The 15979-nt window shown below is 61.4% G+C and carries 17 protein-coding genes; 12 read left to right on the top strand and 5 right to left on the bottom strand.

The features are described 5' to 3' along the window. Positions 1–5 precede the first annotated feature (5 nt). Positions 6–962, top strand: a complete 957-nt coding sequence (locus tag JTF07_RS08640) for an iron-siderophore ABC transporter substrate-binding protein (protein ID WP_204233858.1) — start codon at positions 6–8, stop codon at positions 960–962. Positions 963–1009: 47 nt separating this feature from the next. On the opposite strand, the gene JTF07_RS08635 is transcribed toward JTF07_RS08640, so the two are convergent. Beyond that, positions 1010–1468: an NUDIX hydrolase gene (locus JTF07_RS08635; RefSeq protein WP_204233857.1), complete on the bottom strand. Its 459-nt coding sequence runs from the start codon at positions 1466–1468 to the stop codon at positions 1010–1012. A gap of 61 nt (positions 1469–1529) precedes the next feature. Between JTF07_RS08635 and JTF07_RS08630 the strand changes: the two genes are divergently transcribed. From JTF07_RS08630 to JTF07_RS08600, 7 genes are all read left to right on the top strand, one after another. Then, the gene (locus JTF07_RS08630; RefSeq protein ID WP_204233856.1) at positions 1530–2024 is read left to right on the top strand and encodes an SRPBCC domain-containing protein; all 495 of its coding nucleotides are present in this window, start codon (positions 1530–1532) and stop codon (positions 2022–2024) included. Positions 2025–2055: 31 nt separating this feature from the next. Next, the gene (locus JTF07_RS08625) at positions 2056–2844 is read left to right on the top strand and encodes an alpha/beta fold hydrolase (protein WP_204233855.1); all 789 of its coding nucleotides are present in this window, start codon (positions 2056–2058) and stop codon (positions 2842–2844) included. A gap of 150 nt (positions 2845–2994) precedes the next feature. After that, positions 2995–3903 (top strand): sulfurtransferase, encoded by a 909-nt coding sequence (locus tag JTF07_RS08620; RefSeq protein WP_204233854.1) that lies wholly within the window; start codon positions 2995–2997, stop codon positions 3901–3903. After that, entirely contained in the window at positions 3903–4397 is a 495-nt protein-coding gene (locus JTF07_RS08615; protein WP_252199637.1) for a SufE family protein, read from the top strand. Before JTF07_RS08620 ends, JTF07_RS08615 begins: the two co-directional genes overlap by 1 nt. Positions 4398–4482: 85 nt before the next feature. Beyond that, positions 4483–5550 carry an iron chelate uptake ABC transporter family permease subunit gene (locus JTF07_RS08610; RefSeq protein ID WP_204233853.1) on the top strand — a complete coding sequence of 356 codons (1068 nt, stop codon included), beginning with the start codon at positions 4483–4485 and terminating at the stop codon, positions 5548–5550. Then, on the top strand, positions 5547–6653 hold the full coding sequence (locus tag JTF07_RS08605; RefSeq protein WP_204233852.1) for a FecCD family ABC transporter permease: 1107 nt from the start codon (positions 5547–5549) through the stop codon (positions 6651–6653). Before JTF07_RS08610 ends, JTF07_RS08605 begins: the two co-directional genes overlap by 4 nt. Beyond that, positions 6650–7618, top strand: coding sequence for an ABC transporter ATP-binding protein (locus tag JTF07_RS08600; RefSeq protein ID WP_204233851.1), 969 nt, complete (start codon positions 6650–6652; stop codon positions 7616–7618). Before JTF07_RS08605 ends, JTF07_RS08600 begins: the two co-directional genes overlap by 4 nt. A gap of 77 nt (positions 7619–7695) precedes the next feature. Here the strand turns inward: JTF07_RS08600 and JTF07_RS08595 are convergent, their stop codons facing one another. From JTF07_RS08595 to JTF07_RS08585, 3 genes are read right to left on the bottom strand one after another with little or no spacing between them, the layout of a single operon-like run. Continuing rightward, on the bottom strand, positions 7696–8829 hold the full coding sequence (locus JTF07_RS08595; RefSeq protein WP_204233850.1) for a DUF808 domain-containing protein: 1134 nt from the start codon (positions 8827–8829) through the stop codon (positions 7696–7698). Beyond that, the gene (locus tag JTF07_RS08590; protein ID WP_204233849.1) at positions 8830–9147 is read right to left on the bottom strand and encodes an META domain-containing protein; all 318 of its coding nucleotides are present in this window, start codon (positions 9145–9147) and stop codon (positions 8830–8832) included. Beyond that, complete coding sequence (locus tag JTF07_RS08585; RefSeq protein WP_204233848.1) at positions 9144–9608, bottom strand: META domain-containing protein; 465 nt, start codon at positions 9606–9608, stop codon at positions 9144–9146. Before JTF07_RS08585 ends, JTF07_RS08590 begins: the two co-directional genes overlap by 4 nt. A 245-nt stretch (positions 9609–9853) precedes the next feature. On the opposite strand from JTF07_RS08585, the gene JTF07_RS08580 reads away from it, so the two are divergent. Further along, positions 9854–11767, top strand: coding sequence for an LPXTG cell wall anchor domain-containing protein (locus JTF07_RS08580; protein ID WP_204233847.1), 1914 nt, complete (start codon positions 9854–9856; stop codon positions 11765–11767). Between the two features lie 288 nt (positions 11768–12055). Beyond that, positions 12056–14392, top strand: coding sequence for an LPXTG cell wall anchor domain-containing protein (locus JTF07_RS08575; protein ID WP_204233846.1), 2337 nt, complete (start codon positions 12056–12058; stop codon positions 14390–14392). A gap of 91 nt (positions 14393–14483) precedes the next feature. Here JTF07_RS08575 and JTF07_RS08570 read toward each other — a convergent pair whose 3' ends face one another. Then, positions 14484–14753, bottom strand: a complete 270-nt coding sequence (locus JTF07_RS08570) for a hypothetical protein (protein WP_204233845.1) — start codon at positions 14751–14753, stop codon at positions 14484–14486. 45 nt (positions 14754–14798) lie between these two features. Between JTF07_RS08570 and JTF07_RS08565 the strand changes: the two genes are divergently transcribed. Together JTF07_RS08565 and JTF07_RS08560 are read left to right on the top strand one after the other, a co-directional pair. Then, the gene (locus JTF07_RS08565) at positions 14799–15017 is read left to right on the top strand and encodes a hypothetical protein (protein WP_204233844.1); all 219 of its coding nucleotides are present in this window, start codon (positions 14799–14801) and stop codon (positions 15015–15017) included. Between the two features lie 36 nt (positions 15018–15053). Further along, on the top strand, positions 15054–15887 hold the full coding sequence (locus tag JTF07_RS08560; protein WP_204233843.1) for a thioesterase family protein: 834 nt from the start codon (positions 15054–15056) through the stop codon (positions 15885–15887). Positions 15888–15979: the final 92 nt, after the last annotated feature.

Raw genomic sequence — 15979 nt, 5'->3', positions numbered from 1 at the left:
AACTCATGCGCCGAATTCTCGCTCCACTGATTGCCTCTGTTCTTGTGCTCGCCGGCTGCGGCGGTGGGGGAGACCCTGGTGACACGGCCTCCGGCATCAGCGTCGACACGAAATTCGGCGCAGTCGAAGTGCCCAAGGACCCGCAGAAGGTGGTGGCGCTGGGATGGGGCGATGCGGAAACCGCGCTGGCGCTCGATGTGCAGCCGGTCGGCGCCTCCGACTGGGTGGAGTTCGGCGGCAAGGGAGTCGGCCCCTGGGCCGAGGACCTCTATGACCAGGCCCCGGAGATCATCGCGACGATGGAGCCCGACTATGAGAAGATCGCAGCGCTCGAGCCCGACCTCATCCTCGACACAAAGAGCTCCGGTGAACAGGAACGCTACGACCGCCTCTCGGAGATAGCTCCGACTGTGGGTGCGCCCGAAGGCAGCGACGACTATCTGACCACGATGGACCAGCAGGTCGACTTGGTGTCCCAGGCCCTGGGTAAAGAGGACGAAGGACAGAAGCTCCTCGCTGACCTCGACAAGGAGTTCGAGGCAGCTCGTGAGGCGCATCCGGAGTTCGACGGCAAGTCTGTGAGCGTGGCCGCGAAGACCTCCGAGGGCTGGGGCGCCTATGTCGAAGGTTCCGAGCGCGTGCAGTTCATGGAAAATCTGGGGTTCAAGCAGTCGGAGAAGGTCGCGGCCCTCAAACCCTCGGGCTTCACCGCCACGGTGTCGGAGGAGAAGCTCGACGATCTCGACGCAGACCTGCTCGTTGCCTTCCCGATCTACATCCCTGACTCCGAAGTCACCGACGACCCCACCTTCAAGCGCATCCCGGCAGTCGAGGACGGACACAGCCTGGTGCTGACCGAAGATCTCAACGACGTCCGGCAGGCATTCGCATTGAACTCGGTCCTCTCCGCGTCATATGCGGCAGAGAAGATGCCCGAGCTCGTCGCGGATGCTCTGAAGTAGCAGACGCATTCAAGCGGCTATCGCACTCACGAAGCCGTCACGCTTCCTCACACTGCGGCACGCCACGCATCAAGACCGATGTCGATGATGCGGGCGTGCCGCACGTCTGCCAGAGAGTCGATGGCCAACCATTCGGCGCGGTCGGTGGTGCCGTCGACCTCGAGAGTCCCCAGCAGGCCTCCGGTGATGTGAGCCTCATAGACGACGCGGACCCCCTTGAACGGACGCGAGACCGATCTGCGGCGTGCGGAATTGCTGCGATTCTCAGTGAAGGTGTGTGTCGTCAGCGGGCGGACCAACTCGGCGTCGAAGCCCGTCTCCTCCTTGACCTCCCGGATCGTGCCTGCCTCGATGCTCTCGTGGAACTCGATTCCACCGCCGGGCAGAGTCCACAGCGCATGGGCCGGTTCGTTGCCGCCGTTGAACCAGCTGAGAAGGATTTCCCGGTCCTGGTTGACGATCACCGCGTACCCGGCCAGTCGTGTGTCGTAATCGGAGAAGTGCATAAACTCAGCCTACCTGTGAGTATCTCTTCCCATGCCGCAGCCCGGTGAATAGGCTGATCAGATGGCTGAAGGACCGAAAGACCCGAACGAGCACATCGTCGCCACCCGCACGATCGACGCCCCTGCCCATACGATCTTCACCGTGCTTGCAGATCCGGCTCGGCACCGGGACACCGAACCCACGGACTGGGTGCGAGACGCCATCGATCCGATCCCGATCACGGCCACCGGACAGATCTTTTCCATGAATATGCACTTCGATGAAGCCAGCGGTGACTACCAGATCGACAACACCGTGACAACGTTCGAACCTGATCACGCGATCGCGTGGGATCCCGGACAAGCCGATGAGAGTGGTCACGTGGCCCCAGGTGGCTGGCGCTGGCGCTACGACCTCGAAGAGAAGGACACCGGCACCGAGGTGAAGCTGACCTATGACTGGTCACGCACAACGCAGGAGATCCGAGACGCATTCGGCGGCTTCCCCGTCGTCAGTCCCGACTATCTCGACCGGTCGCTGCGGGCCTTGGAACAGGCAGCTTCCGAGAGCAGATGACCTGGTCAGACGTGCCGGGTAGGCTGGAGGCGTGACTGATATCGCCAGCAGACTCATCGGCAGCACAGGTGAGCGCATCGTGTTCCTCCACGGACTCTTCGGCCGCGGCAAGAACTTCACCTCCATCGCCAAAGCCCTCGAGTCCGACTTCTCGAGTCTCCTCGTCGACCTGCCCAACCACGGTGATTCGAACTGGACCGAGGACTTCAGCTACGTGGACATGGCCGACTCCGTGGCCGCGATGATCACCGACGTGACCGATCCCGATGATCTGCCCGTGCACCTGGTCGGTCATTCCCTGGGCGGCAAGGTCGCCATGATCCTGGCCCTGCGCCACCCGGAACTCATCGACCACCTCGTCGTCGTCGACATCGCCCCCACGGCAGGCGGGTCTCTCGGCGTCTTCGAGCATCTGCTCTCGAGCCTCGCTGAACTCGATCTCAACGAGATCGAGTCGCGGAACGCTGCGGATGAGGCCCTGCAGGAGAAGATCCCAGAGGACACGATCAGGGGATTCCTGCTGCAGAACCTGCGCACCACCTCGGCGGGGTACGCCTGGCAACCCAACCTCACCCTGCTCAACGAGAGCCTGCCCGCGATCGGAGACTTCCCCGAGATGGGGGAGGCGACCTTCGATGGTCCGGTGCTCTGGATCGCCGGTGAGACATCGGACTACGTCTCCCGTGAGGATCTGCCCCTCATGCGCTCCCTCTTCCCCCGCGCGACCCTGCTCACCGTCAAGGGATCAGGCCACTGGGTCCACTCAGAGAAGCCGCAGACGTTCGTCTCGACCCTGCAGGCATTCCTCGCACGCAGGTGACACCGCAAACTCACCTGGTGTGCCCCGATCTCATCTGCCACACCCCGGGATCGGAGCACCCTTGGTGAGGAATATGCTGGTGGGCAGTGGCGTTGAGCCACACAGAGGTCCAAAGAGCCACATCATCACAATCTTCACGAGGAGGAACGAGTGAGCACAGCGATCCCGGCCGATACCACGGCCAAATTCGCCGACTACGCAGACGGATCACGACTGGTCAGCACCGATTGGGTGGCCGAGCATGCCGGTGAACCCGGACTGGTCATCGTCGAAAGCGACGAGGACGTCCTGCTCTATGAGACCGGGCACATCCCCGGCGCGGTGAAGGTCGACTGGCACACGGAACTCAACGACACCGTGACACGTGACTACGTCGACGGTGAAGGCTTTGCCGCGCTCATGTCCGCGAAGGGCATCTCACGTGAGGACACAATCGTCTTCTACGGTGACAAATCGAACTGGTGGGCCGCCTACGCGCTGTGGGTCTTCTCGCTGTTCGGGCACGCTGACGTTCGCCTCATGGACGGCGGTCGCTCCAAGTGGCAGGCCGAAGAACGCGAACTGTCCACTGAGAAGCCGCGCCGGGAATCAACCGAGTACCCGGTCATCGACCGTGATGACTCAACACTGCGCGCCTTCCTGCCCGAGGTCAGAGACAGCCTGGGCACGCGTCCCCTCATCGATGTGCGCAGCCCCGAGGAGTACAGCGGAGAGCGCACCCATATGCCCTCTTACCCCGAAGAGGGCGCACTGCGCGGAGGACACATCCCCACTGCAGCATCGGTGCCATGGGCGAAGGCCGCAAACGAAGACGGCACCTTCAAATCGGCTGAGGAACTCAAGGCCATCTACACCGACGAGGCCGGGCTCGGCACCGCCGATGAAGTCATCGCCTACTGCCGCATCGGCGAGCGTTCCAGCCACACCTGGTTCGTGCTTCAGCACCTGCTGGGCTACAGCAACGTCCGCAACTACGACGGTTCCTGGACCGAATGGGGCAACGTCGTCGGCGTTCCCATCGTCACCGGGTCAGAGCCCGGCGAGGTGCCGAGCCGCTGATGACTGCCGATACAGACGCCGCGATGACCGACAATTCCGATCTGCCGGAGAGCCTCGTCGAGATCGTCGAGGACTTTGCCGAGACCGAATCCGGTGATCGACTGCAGCTGCTGCTCGAGTTTGCCTCGGAGCTGCCCGAACTGCCGCAGCGCTACACCGATCATCCCGAACTGCTCGAGCCGGTGCCCGAGTGCCAGTCGCCGATCTTCCTCGTCACCGAGGTCGAGAATCCCGAACAGGGCGATGCCGCCATCGTGAAGCTTCATTTCTCGGCGCCCCCTGAGGCGCCGACGACCCGTGGCTTCGCCGGGATCCTCCACGAAGGTCTCAATGGCCAGACCGCCGAGGTGGTCCTGTCCATTCCGTCCGACCTGCCTCTGCGGCTGTCGATGACGGAGATCGTGAGCCCGTTGCGCCTGCGGGGGATGAGCGGCATGCTGTCCCGGATTCAGCGTCAGACGTCCGAGAGGATCGGCAAGATCACAGGTCAGTGATCGGGAAATCGTTTGGACGAGCCGAAGTTATCGACTAGATTGTGGTTAGCCTGCCCTTAATTAGTCGATGCTAAGGAACCCTCCGATGACCGGTCTCGCCACCACCGCCTCGGCGAATCCGTCTGAGGCGAACGGTCAGAAGGCGAGTCGGACGCTAAAGGTCAAAAGGACTGTCGGGCTCGTCGTCGCCATTCTGGCGTTGATCGTCGTGGTGCTGGCATCGCTGGCCATCGGCACCCGGGACATGCCGATCTCGGAGGTTCTCGGAGCGTTCTTCAACCCCAGCGGCAGCGATGACCAGCTGGTCGTCCTCGAACTGCGCTACCCGCGGACCGTGCTCGGCATCCTCGTCGGCATGGGGCTGGGATTGGCCGGCGGGCTCATCCAGGCGCTGACCCGCAACCCCCTTGCCGACCCGGGCATCCTCGGCGTCAACGCCGGGGCCTCCTTCGCAGTGGCCGTCGGTATCGGGTTCTTCGGAATCACGTCGATCAACGGCTACATCTGGTTCGCCTTCCTCGGTGCCCTCGTGGCCACGACCGGCGTATACATCATCGGTTCCTCGGGCAGGAACCACAGCGTCGATCCGATCCGACTGACTTTGGCCGGAGTCGCGGTCGCCGCTGTGCTGACCGGGCTGACCAAAGGAATCCTGCTCACGAACGAGAGAGCCTTCGACGCCTTCCGCGCCTGGGACGTCGGAGCCATCGCCGGCCGCGGGTTCGACACGGTCTCCGCGGTCGCCCCATTCATCCTCATCGGCATCGTACTCGCTCTGTTCTTGGCCCACTCGCTCAACGCGGTGGCACTCGGCGACGATCTGGCCGCCAGCCTCGGAACCTCGGTCAACCGTACCCGCATCATCACCATCCTCGCCGTCACCCTCCTCGCCGGCGGCGCCACCGCCGCCGCCGGGCCCATCGGGTTCATCGGACTCATGATTCCCCATATTGCTCGTTGGATCGTCGGCCCCGACCAGCGATGGATCTTAAGCTACTCCGTCATTCTCTCGCCCATCCTGCTCCTCGTCTCCGATGTGCTCGGACGCGTGGTGATGAAACCGGGCGAACTCCAAGTCGGCGTGGTCACCGCCTTCGTCGGCGCACCGGTGCTCATCGCCCTCGTTCGCAGAAAGAAGGCGAGCGGACTGTGAAGACATCGAACTCACCTATCGGTAACGCCTCCGCGCTCGTTCCAGGACACCGTGTTCTGCCGGGGGAGCGGATCAACTTCGGTCGTCCCATGCTGCGAGCCTTCGGCTTCCGCATCGATCTGCGCGTCGTCATCACAGCCGGCAGCGTCACTCTCCTGGCCCTGGGGTGCGGATTCCTGGGGCTGTTGCTCGGCGAGTTCTCGTTGACACCCGCCGAAGTCTTCCAAGGGCTGTTCGGCCAGGCCGACAGGCGCATCGTCAACACCGTCGTCGCCGAATGGCGGGCACCGCGCATCATCGCCGGAATCGTGCTCGGCGCCGGCCTGGGCATCTCGGGTGCGGTGTTCCAATCACTGACCCGCAACCCGCTGGGCAGCCCCGACATCATCGGCTTCTCCACCGGTGCCTACACCGGCGGCATCGTCACCATCATCGTCTTCGGCTCCAGCTTCATCTCCACCGCCTTCGGCGCAATCATCGGTGGGCTGCTCACCGCCATCGTGGTCTACCTTCTGACGTGGAAGGGTGGCGTCCAAGGCTTCCGACTCATCATCGTCGGCATCGCCCTGACCGCAATGCTCAACGCCTTCAACACCTGGCTGATCATGCGCGCTGACCTCGACCTCGCCATGGCCGCAGCCACTTGGGGTGCCGGAACACTCAACGGCATGGGCTGGTCGACCCTGCTGCCGGCCGCCCTCGGGACTGTGCTGTTGGGGCTGGGATGCGGGCTCTTCTCACGAGGTCTGGGAACCCTGGAGCTCGGCGATGACACCGCCAAGGCGCTCGGTGTGCGCAACGAACCGGTCCGCGCCGGTCTCATCCTGGTGGCCGTGGCCCTCGTCGCAGTCGTCACCGCCGCCGCGGGACCGATCGCCTTCGTCGCACTTGCCGCCCCGCAGATCGGGCGCAGAATCGCGAAATCGCAGGGCACCAGCCTGCTCTCAGCTGCGGCAGTCGGAGCGCTTCTGCTCGTCGCTGCGGACCTCATCGCCCAACATGCCCTGGGCGAAACCCAACTTCCCGTCGGAGTCGTCACCGTGTGTATCGGCGGCATCTACCTGATCTGGCTCCTCATCCAAGAAGCTCGGAAGGCACAATGAGCATCACACCTGATACGACTGATACGACTGATACGACTGATACGACTGATACGACTGATACGACTGATACGACTGATACGACTGATACGACTGATACGACTGATACGACTGATACGTCTGATACGACGCCGGACACGACGGCAACGGACACAGCAGCGTCGGCCCCGGCTCCGCTGGCAGCTCGCGATCTCGATCTCGCCTACGACCAACGGCACGTCATCGCCGACCTCGACGTGGAGATCGCACCGGGCAAGTTCACTGTCATCGTCGGCCCCAACGCCTGCGGCAAGTCGACCCTGCTGCGGGCACTGGCCAGGCTGATGGCTCCGACGAAGGGCACGGTGCTCCTCGACGGCGGAAACATCGCCAAGCTGAAGACAAAGCAGATCGCCAAGCGCTTGGGGCTCCTCCCACAGAGCTCGATCGCACCCGACGGCATCACTGTGGCAGAGCTCGTGGCTCGCGGACGTCACCCGCATCAGTCGTTCCTCAAGCAGTGGACCGAACAGGATGAGGTCGCCGTGCTGACGGCACTGCGTGCAACGAATACAGAAGAGCTCTCCTCCCGCCAAGTCGACGAGCTCTCCGGGGGACAGCGGCAACGAGTCTGGGTCGCGATGGTCCTCGCCCAGGAGACCCCTCTGATGCTCCTCGATGAGCCCACGACGTTCCTGGATCTGGCCTTCCAGATCGACCTCCTCGACCTGTTCGCTCAGCTGAATCACGAACACGGCCACACCTTTGTCGCCGTCCTTCACGACCTCAACCAGGCCTGCCGCTACGCCGATGAGATCATCGCGATGAAGAACGGCACGATCGTGGCCCAGGGCGCACCGGCCGAGATCATCACGACCGAACTGGTTCACCAGGTCTTCGGCATCGAGTGCACCGTCGTCGATGACCCTGTCACCGGTGCACCCATGATTGTTCCCGGCAAACCGAAGAAGACCTTCGCAGACCGCTGAGCCGCAGTTCTTGTGAACGCCGCAGTCCGATCCGCGCCCGTTCCGACCGAAAGTTCCTCGTGCTGAGGAGATAGGACTCAGCTTTCGGACGGACCTTTGCTCTGTCTCGGTGCGTAGTTCGGCTTAGGTCCCGCTCCATGATCGGCTGTTGAGGACGTGTCCGCGACCGAGGATGAGTCTGCTGAGTCGTCTGCAGGAGGAGCCTTCTCAACAGGCACCTCGTCGTCCTTTTGGACAGTGTCGGTGTCCTTGCCGTTCTTGTTTCCCGACTTGAGCAAAGCGGTGAAGCCGATGGCGATACCAGCCACGATTCCTCCCCAGACGGCGCCGAGGATGAGTGAGAAGAACGTGTTGACCAGCCACCCGAGGATTCCGCCGACTCCGGCGATCGCGGCCACTGGCTCTTCGAGGTGGTGGACGAAATCGTAGAGGGCATGGAATCCGAGCTCGTCTGTGCCGACGAGGATGATATGTCCGCCGACCCACAGCATGGCGAAGGTGCCGATGACTGACAGGCCTCCGAGGAGCTTGGGCATCGCCTTGACGAGGAACCGGCCGAACTTCTGCGTGCTCGCCTTCTCCTTCTGCGCCATGTGCAGGCCGATGTCGTCCATCTTGACGATGAGGGCCACAGAACCGTAGACACCGATGGTGATCGCCAGGGCCACGACGACGAGGATGATGGCCCGTGGGAGCAGGTCCTCGCTGGCCACCTCGTTGAGGGCGATGACCATGATTTCGCAGCTGAGCACGAAGTCAGTGGTGATGGCCGAACGCACGATCTTCTTCTCGGCGTCGCCGTCACCCTTCTTACCGTGCTTGGATTCCTTCTTCGGCTCCTCATGGTGCTCGACCCACCCGAACTTCTCGAAGATCTTCTCCGCACCCTCGAAGCACAGGTAGGTACCGCCTACCATCAGGAGGGGAGTCAGCAGCCAGGGGAGGAACTCGCTGAGCAGCAGGATGATCGGCAGGATGATGAGCATCTTGTTGATCAGCGAACCGAAGGCGATGCGCTTGATGATCGGCAGTTCCCGTTTCGGGTTGACGCCCTCAACGAATTTCGGAGTCACCGCAGCATCGTCGACGACTACGCCGGCGGCTTTCATTCCCGCCCGGGATGCACCTGCGGCGACATCGTCGAGGCTCGCTGCCGAGAGTTTGACGAGTGCCGCTACGTCATCGAGGAGTGCGAACAGACCGCCGGCCATCTAACGTCCTTCGTCGAGTTCGTCTGAAGCGGCTCGAGTCAGCGCCCCGAGTTGGTTTCCGCTGTGGTCGAAGACGGTGAGTACGTCACCGTCTGCCTCGACCCGGTGAACCCGTCCCACCCAGGCCTCCATCCCCATGACGGCGCGCTGTGTGGTGGCGAAGGGTTTGATGACCGCGCCCAGCTCCTCCGCTCCCCAGGTGGTCGAGATCCGGTTTCCGCCATCGCTGCCGGTCAACGTTCCGTCCTCCTCGAATTGGAGGAACGCGGAGGACCCGTCCTTTGTGCTGATCCACTTGCCATAGACTGAGTCGCTCATTTGTCTTCCTTCTCCAGCCCGCCGACGACCTTCCCGCTGGCGTCGGCGATCTTCATGACGTTGCCTTCGACAGTTGCCGACGATGCTTTGGACAACCATGTGTCCACGCCTGCACACGCCTTCTGCGTGGTGGTGAATGAGGAGATGAGAATGTTGTCCCCATCGACTTCCCACGTTGTCTTGATTGCGTTGCAGCCATCAGTTCCCTCTACCTGTCCGTCTTCGGAGAACTCGAGATACGGATCTCCAGCTTCAGGAGAGGTCCATTTTCCGGTCGGATCCAGTGCCGCGGAGTCGGCCGAATCCGAGGGCGTGTTGGATTCTGTGGGTGCGGAGCTGGTCGGTTCGCTGGGTTCGGAGCCTGTCCCGCACGCGGCAAGGGGCAGGACAAAGCCGAGAACAGCAACTCCGATCACACGTCTGAACGCAGCTGAAGGTCTGTTATCAGTGAGGTTGAGCATGCACCGATCATAACGGCCAGTCTTGAGCGCATCATGGAGAAGACGGCGAGTTGGGTGTCAATTCAGGTTTTGTAAGTTGTGTTCACCACCAATGTGCATTGTGCTTGCGTCTCATCGTTGCCAAACCGTAACCTTTCATGTGGTTGAAAGACTGTTCTCAGAAACGTCCGCGCGATTGTTGAGCTGCGGGCCGAAGAGGGCACAGGCAAACGCAACAGTGAATCCGATCAAGGGAACCAAAGAGTATGCAGAAGAAACTCGTGCAGAGTTCGCTGGCACTGACCGCCGCAGCGGCGCTCGGTCTCGGCAGCGCGTTCGTCGCATCCCCTGCCATGGCCGACAACGCCCCGCAGAAGCTGGATGTGCAGAACGACGCCCAGGTGCAGAAGGCACTGTCCGGTCTCTCTGGCGTCAACGCCTACGGTAAGACCGACGGTAAGCTCAACCTCGGCGTTGAGAAGAAGACCGACGAAATCAAAGACCTTGAGAAGAAGTTCCACAACATCAACGTTGTGGACGGCATCAAGGAACTGAAGCCTTACGCAAAGAAGGACCTCGTCGGCGGCGCCGGCTACTTGGCCAACTCGCCTGCAGGCAACGGCGTTTGCTCCACCGGATTCTCCGGCTGGGACGGCGACGGCAATCCCGTCGTGCTGACTGCAGGACACTGCTCGAAGGTCATCGAAGACACCGGCGAGATCAACGGCGACACCAAGGTCGGCGACACTGAGAAGCCTTCAATCGCACAAGCCAATGGCGGCGAAGGATTCCAGCCTTCCGGAATCGGCACCGTGGGCGAGTGGGGCTACCACAGCTACGGCAGCGGCGATCTCCTCGAGGGGCCCAGCGATGATTGGACCGAGCCGAAGCCCACCGACATTGACTTCGCCGTGATCAACGTTGACAAGGAAAAGTACAACGTTAAGAACGGCGTCACCGACTGGAAGAGCGCAGACTCCGACGATCTGTCCACGAGCCTCGCAACCGACATTGCACAGGTCGGCGCACACAAGGAAACCACAGTTGAGAAGTCGGGCCGTACGACCGGTCTGACCGAAGGCGACGTCATTCCGTTCGAAGAGTACCCATTTGAGTACTCGAACGTGGGCGGACGTTGGGTTCACGGCTTCGGTGTGACTTCACCTGAGTCCGATCCGTTCTCGCAGCCGGGTGACTCCGGTGGCGCGGTCTTCCAGGGCGACACCGCTGTCGGTGTCATCTCCGGTGGCGGACCCGCAGCTGATGGCTCCCAGTTCGGTTGGGTTGCCGACCTTGACTACTCGCTCGAGCAGTCCGGTGTCGACTTCCAGGTCGAGAAGCCAGGCGAAGAGACCCCTGAGGCTCCAGCAGCTCCAGAGGTCAAGGACCAGACGATCGAGCCCAACGGCGACGTCAAGGGCAAGGCAGCGGCCGGCGCCGAGGTCAAGCTCGACTGGGCGCCCGCCGAAGGCACCCAGGCTGCTAAGGAAGGTTCCGAAACAGTGAAGGCCGACGAAGACGGCAATTTCACAGTTGAGGGTCCTGAGGCTGCAGGCGACTACGACTACACCGCTGTTGCCACGGTTGACGGACAGGAATCCAAGCCTGCCGAATTCCAGGTCACAGTTGAAGAGGAAGAGACCGAGACTCCTGCTCCAGCCGAGCGCGAGATCAACGTTGACCCCAAGGAAATCGTCGCTTCTGACTTCGTGAAGGAAGACAAGGGCGTGACCGTTACGGTCAAGGGCTTCGACGAGGGCGAGAAGGTGACCCTCGAGGTCGCTTCCGGTCCTGAGAACGTCGAAGGCATCACCCTCGACGAGACCGCAAACGAGAACGGTGCAGCTGCCTTCTCGATCTACGGCACGAGCGAAGCCGATCCTTCGGTCTACCTCGGCAAGTACGACGTGAACGTGACCGGAGCCAACGACACCGATGAAGAGAAGGCTCTTGCCGGTTCATTTAACGTTGTCGAAGATGAAGACGGAAACGGCGGCGGCGGAAACGACGGCGGCGATGACGGCAGCAAAGATGACGACGGCAATGGTGACGGTGGAGACGGCGGATCCGATCTGCCTCGTACCGGTGCTGAACTGACCGGCCTTGCTGCCGGTGCCGGACTCCTCGTTGTTGGTGGAGCTGCAGTCGTTCTGACGATGCGTCGGAACAAGAAGAACTGAATATGACCCACACGGTCAGCACATGATCGTCTGAGAGTTCACTCGAGCGCCCCTGGTCTGCGGACCAGGGGCGCTCTTGTGTCTGTGACCAAACCGAGAAATTTCTGGGAAGAACGAGCCGCCCAGTGGCTCAGCACATCATTTCAGCAACATCTGTTGTTTCGTTCATTTAGTTCACAGTTTGCGGTCTACTTTCTTGGTAGTCGCTGTATGCAGGTCGTAACCTTATCGTGACCAAGGTCATCAAGCTGTGATATTGCAAGCTCCTGATAAGAGAAACGGAAACGTATGCAGAAGAAATTCGTGCAGAGTTCGCTGGCACTGACCGCCGCAGCGGCGCTCGGTCTCGGCAGTGCGTTCGTCGCGTCCCCTGCGCTGGCCGACGGCCCGCAGAAACTGGATGTGCAGAACAACGCGCATGTGCAGAAAGCGTTGGCTGATGTAGAAGGCGTCAATGCTTACGGCGCCAAGGGTGGCAAGCTCAACATTGGTGTTGCAGAGAAGACCGATGCGATTGAGGCGCTCGAGGAAGAATACGACAATGTCGTAGTCACCGAGGGCATCAAGGAACTCAAGCCGTACGCTGCCAACGACATCGTCGGCGGAGCAGGCTATCTGGCGCAGGCCGGCACCGGTGCTGGAGCATGTTCGACAGGATTCTCTGGCTGGGACGGCGACGGGAACCCGATCGTTCTGACGGCTGGACACTGTGCAAAAATCATCGAGGAGTCCGGCGAGTTTTCGGGTGACTCCATTGTCGATGAAACCGAACAGCCTTCGACGGCCCCTGCAGCAGGCACCGGCGGTGACGGATTTGTCCGTTCCGGACAGGGCGTTCTCGGTAAGTGGGGATATCACAAATTCGGTGGCGATCTCGTCACAGATGAGACTCAGCAGCCGAAGGCAGACGACATCGACTTCGCTGTGATCAACGTCGATGCGTCTAAGTACAACGTCAAGAATGGCGTCACCGATTGGTCGACTGCCGCCTCCGAAGATCTTGGCGCTGGGCTCGAAACTGACATTGCAAAGGTCGGTGCCCACACAGAGGGGAACGTTCAAAAGGCCGGTCGCACCACTGGCCTGACAGAAGGTCCAGTGTGGACCGATCTGAATGAACAGTACGAGTTCATGAATATCGGTGGGCGCTTTGTTCACGGATTTGGTGTCAAGGCTTCCAAAGGAGCCCCATTCTCTGCAAGCGGTGACTCCGGTGGTGGAGTGTTCCAGGGTGATACTGCCGTGGGCGTCATCTCCGGTGGCGGAGATGTTGAGCAGGGCGGTGTGATCTACGACATGAGCTGGGTTGCCGACCTCGACTACTCGCTTAAGACCTCTGGTGTCGACTTCCGGTTAACTGATCCGAACGAAGAGCCTCCAGGCGACGACGACGCGAATGCTGATGCAGGTGCGGATGCTAAGGATGCTGACGCAGACGCTGGTGCGGATGCCAAGGATGCAGATGCAGATGCAGGTGCGGATGCCAAGGATGCTGACGCAGATGCAGGCGCGGATGCCAAGGATGCTGACGCAGACGCTGGTGCGGATGCCAAGGATGCCGACGCAGACGCAGGTGCTGACGCGAAGGATGCAGATGCTGCTGCCGCTGCCGACGGTGACGACGCAAACTCCGACGCCGATGCTCCGGAAGTACCTGAAGCGCCAGTCGTCGATGACCAGACGGTTGAAGAAGGCGGCCAGATCACCGGTAAGACCGAAGCGAACGCCAAGGTGAAGCTTGTTTGGAAGCCTGTCGCCGACAACGGCGCAGAGTCGGCAATCCAGATTCACGCTGCAGCAGAAGGCACCGTAACTGTTACGGCTGACGCCGACGGAAACTTCACTGCAGAAGCACCTTCAGAAGCTGGCGAGTACGCATACACTGCTACCGCGACCACTGACGCCGGAACTTCGGACCCACGTGAGTTCACTGTGACGGTGGAAGCTGCCGCTGACGAAGCAGATGCTACTGCTGCCGCCGATGCCGACAACGCAGACGCTGACTCCGCCGCTGAAGGCGACGACGCTAGCGCTGATTCCGCAGCCGATGGTGCCGACTCGGGCGCTGGTGCAGCTGCAGACGCTAAGACTGCAGAATCCAACGCTGATTCCGACGGATCGAAGGATGGCGAGGCTCCGGCCGAGCGCAAGATCTCCATCGAGCCCAAGGAAGTTGCTGCCTCTGACTTCGTGAAGAAGGACAAGGGCGTGCAGATCACGGTCGAGGGCTTCGAAGAGGGCGAAAACGTCTCCCTCGAGGTTGTCGCCGGACCGGACAATGTTGAGGGCATCACTCTCGACGAGACCGCGAACGAAAACGGCGTCGCCGCTTTCTCGATCTACGGAACCAACGCATCTGATCCTTCGGCCTACCTGGGCAAGTACGACGTGCAGGTGACCGGAGCCAACGACACAGATGAAGAGAAGGCACTTGCCGGCTCGTTCACCGTAGTTGCCGATGAAGATGGCAACGGCGGCGGAAGCGACGATGGTGACGGAGGAGATGGCGGATCTGATCTGCCTCGCACCGGTGCTGAACTGACCGGCCTTGCTGCCGGTGCCGGACTCCTCGTTGTTGGTGGAGCCGCAGTTGTCCTGACCATGCGTCGGAACAAGAAGAACTGAACATAGCTCACTCGATCAGCAAATGATCGTCTGAGAGTTCACAAGAACGCCCCTGGTCTTCGGACCGGGGGCGTTCTTCTTGTGGCCAGAACTACGGCGTCACGGCACGCATAGCGATATTGTCATCGCGAGTATTGTCGTCGAGCCGCACTATGCCGAGGTTGCCCAACTGTTCATGTCGGAGCCAGAAGGCGTCGTAGTCATCACTGCGAAGAGTACTCGAATCAATGCGCTCTTCGACCCCGGCAGCAGTCCATGGCAGCGGGCGAACGTGGGAGGGAAAATCATTGTTGGCGAAGCAATCGATGAGTCCGGAACGGTCGGCACCGTTGGGATCGAGGCGTGACAAGGTTATGCTCATGGTCACCAGGCTGACCGGACGCACGATGACAGGGGAGTGAGAGCGTTGAGCCTCGATGATGACCCATTCGACTACCGCATCACCAAATCGGGCATGCTCATCATTATGCGCAACGGCCGAACCGTGATGGAGCTTGGCGGCAAGAAGGCGTCTGCATTGATTCCCAAGCTCGGCGCCGGCTTCGAATCCGATCAGCAGCTGCTTGCGCGTGCCACCGGGAACTACCGCCGCGGCAATGAACGACAGGTCAACAAACTGCACTGACCGGACGATTGTTCAGTCCTTGGTAATGTGTGTCACATGAGTCAAAAGAATTCGGGCGAATCTCCCCTGGGAGAGTTCGCCTCCGCCATTGCAGTCAAACGCGAGTCGGATACCAGCTTCAGCGCTGAGCTCGACGGAGTGTGGAGTGTCGCCGGCGCGGTCAACGGAGGATATCTCCTCAGTATCATCGCGCAGGCGTTGCGCAACAACAGCCCGAAGGCTCCTGACTCATTGGTGCTCTCGACCTACTACCTGGGCCCCAGCCGGGGCGGCCGAGCCGACATCGCGACGCGACTCATCCGCGAGGGCCGATCCAGTGCCACCTTCGCCGTTGATCTGTCCCAGAACGACGCACCGACGATCACCGCCCTGGCGACGATGGGCAGCCTCGGCGATCTGCCTGATGATGTCGCGACCACGGCCAGCCCGCCTGAGCTGCCGGACCCGGATCAGTGCATCAGCGTCGCCGAGGCGCCCGGAGACTTCGTCAAGTCCGCTCCCTTGGTCAAACGCTACGATATGAGACTCGATCCCGAGACCGCCGGCTTCGCGACTGGTCGACCCAGTGGCCGCGGTCTGCTCCAGGGGTGGATCCGTTTGGCTGACGGAACCGAACCAGACTCGCTGGCGCTATTGGCTTTCCTTGACGCATTCCCGCCGGTGATGTTCGATCTGGGCCGCTTCAACTGGGCCCCGACCATGGAGCTCACCGCTCATCTGCGTGCCGTTCCAGCACCAGGCTGGATCAGAGCGAAGCTGTACACGCGCAATATCGCCGGGGGCATGTTCGAAGAGGATTGTGAACTCTGGGACTCCGCTGGCCGATTGGTCGCCCAGTCCCGGCAACTGGCACGACAGCCGCGAGGTTGAGAGCTGAAGTATGTCGGGAGGCCCGCGCCGAGTCAGAGCCTGCGTCTAGAGTGTGAGGTCAAATAGACATCATTATGAAAGGATCACCAGCC

It is taken from the genome of Brevibacterium sp. RIT 803 (genome assembly GCF_016892625.1).
In the GTDB taxonomy this organism is placed as follows: Bacteria; Actinomycetota; Actinomycetes; order Actinomycetales; family Brevibacteriaceae; genus Brevibacterium.
The sequence above is the reverse complement of the archived record's forward strand: the minus strand, read 5'-3'. Positions and strand labels throughout refer to the sequence as shown.

Bases quoted from the DNA above. Each gene is read 5' to 3' on its own strand.
- JTF07_RS08640 (WP_204233858.1), top strand. From the start codon at position 6: ATGCGCCGAATTCTCGCTCCACTGATTGCCTCTGTTCTTGTGCTCGCC.
- JTF07_RS08635 (WP_204233857.1), bottom strand. From the start codon at position 1,468: ATGCACTTCTCCGATTACGACACACGACTGGCCGGGTACGCGGTGATC.
- JTF07_RS08630 (WP_204233856.1), top strand. From the start codon at position 1,530: ATGGCTGAAGGACCGAAAGACCCGAACGAGCACATCGTCGCCACCCGC.
- JTF07_RS08615 (WP_252199637.1), top strand. From the start codon at position 3,903: ATGACTGCCGATACAGACGCCGCGATGACCGACAATTCCGATCTGCCG.
- JTF07_RS08610 (WP_204233853.1), top strand. From the start codon at position 4,483: ATGACCGGTCTCGCCACCACCGCCTCGGCGAATCCGTCTGAGGCGAAC.
- JTF07_RS08600 (WP_204233851.1), top strand. From the start codon at position 6,650: ATGAGCATCACACCTGATACGACTGATACGACTGATACGACTGATACG.
- JTF07_RS08595 (WP_204233850.1), bottom strand. From the start codon at position 8,829: ATGGCCGGCGGTCTGTTCGCACTCCTCGATGACGTAGCGGCACTCGTC.
- JTF07_RS08590 (WP_204233849.1), bottom strand. From the start codon at position 9,147: ATGAGCGACTCAGTCTATGGCAAGTGGATCAGCACAAAGGACGGGTCC.
- JTF07_RS08585 (WP_204233848.1), bottom strand. From the start codon at position 9,608: ATGCTCAACCTCACTGATAACAGACCTTCAGCTGCGTTCAGACGTGTG.
- JTF07_RS08580 (WP_204233847.1), top strand. From the start codon at position 9,854: ATGCAGAAGAAACTCGTGCAGAGTTCGCTGGCACTGACCGCCGCAGCG.
- JTF07_RS08575 (WP_204233846.1), top strand. From the start codon at position 12,056: ATGCAGAAGAAATTCGTGCAGAGTTCGCTGGCACTGACCGCCGCAGCG.
- JTF07_RS08570 (WP_204233845.1), bottom strand. From the start codon at position 14,753: ATGAGCATAACCTTGTCACGCCTCGATCCCAACGGTGCCGACCGTTCC.
- JTF07_RS08560 (WP_204233843.1), top strand. From the start codon at position 15,054: ATGAGTCAAAAGAATTCGGGCGAATCTCCCCTGGGAGAGTTCGCCTCC.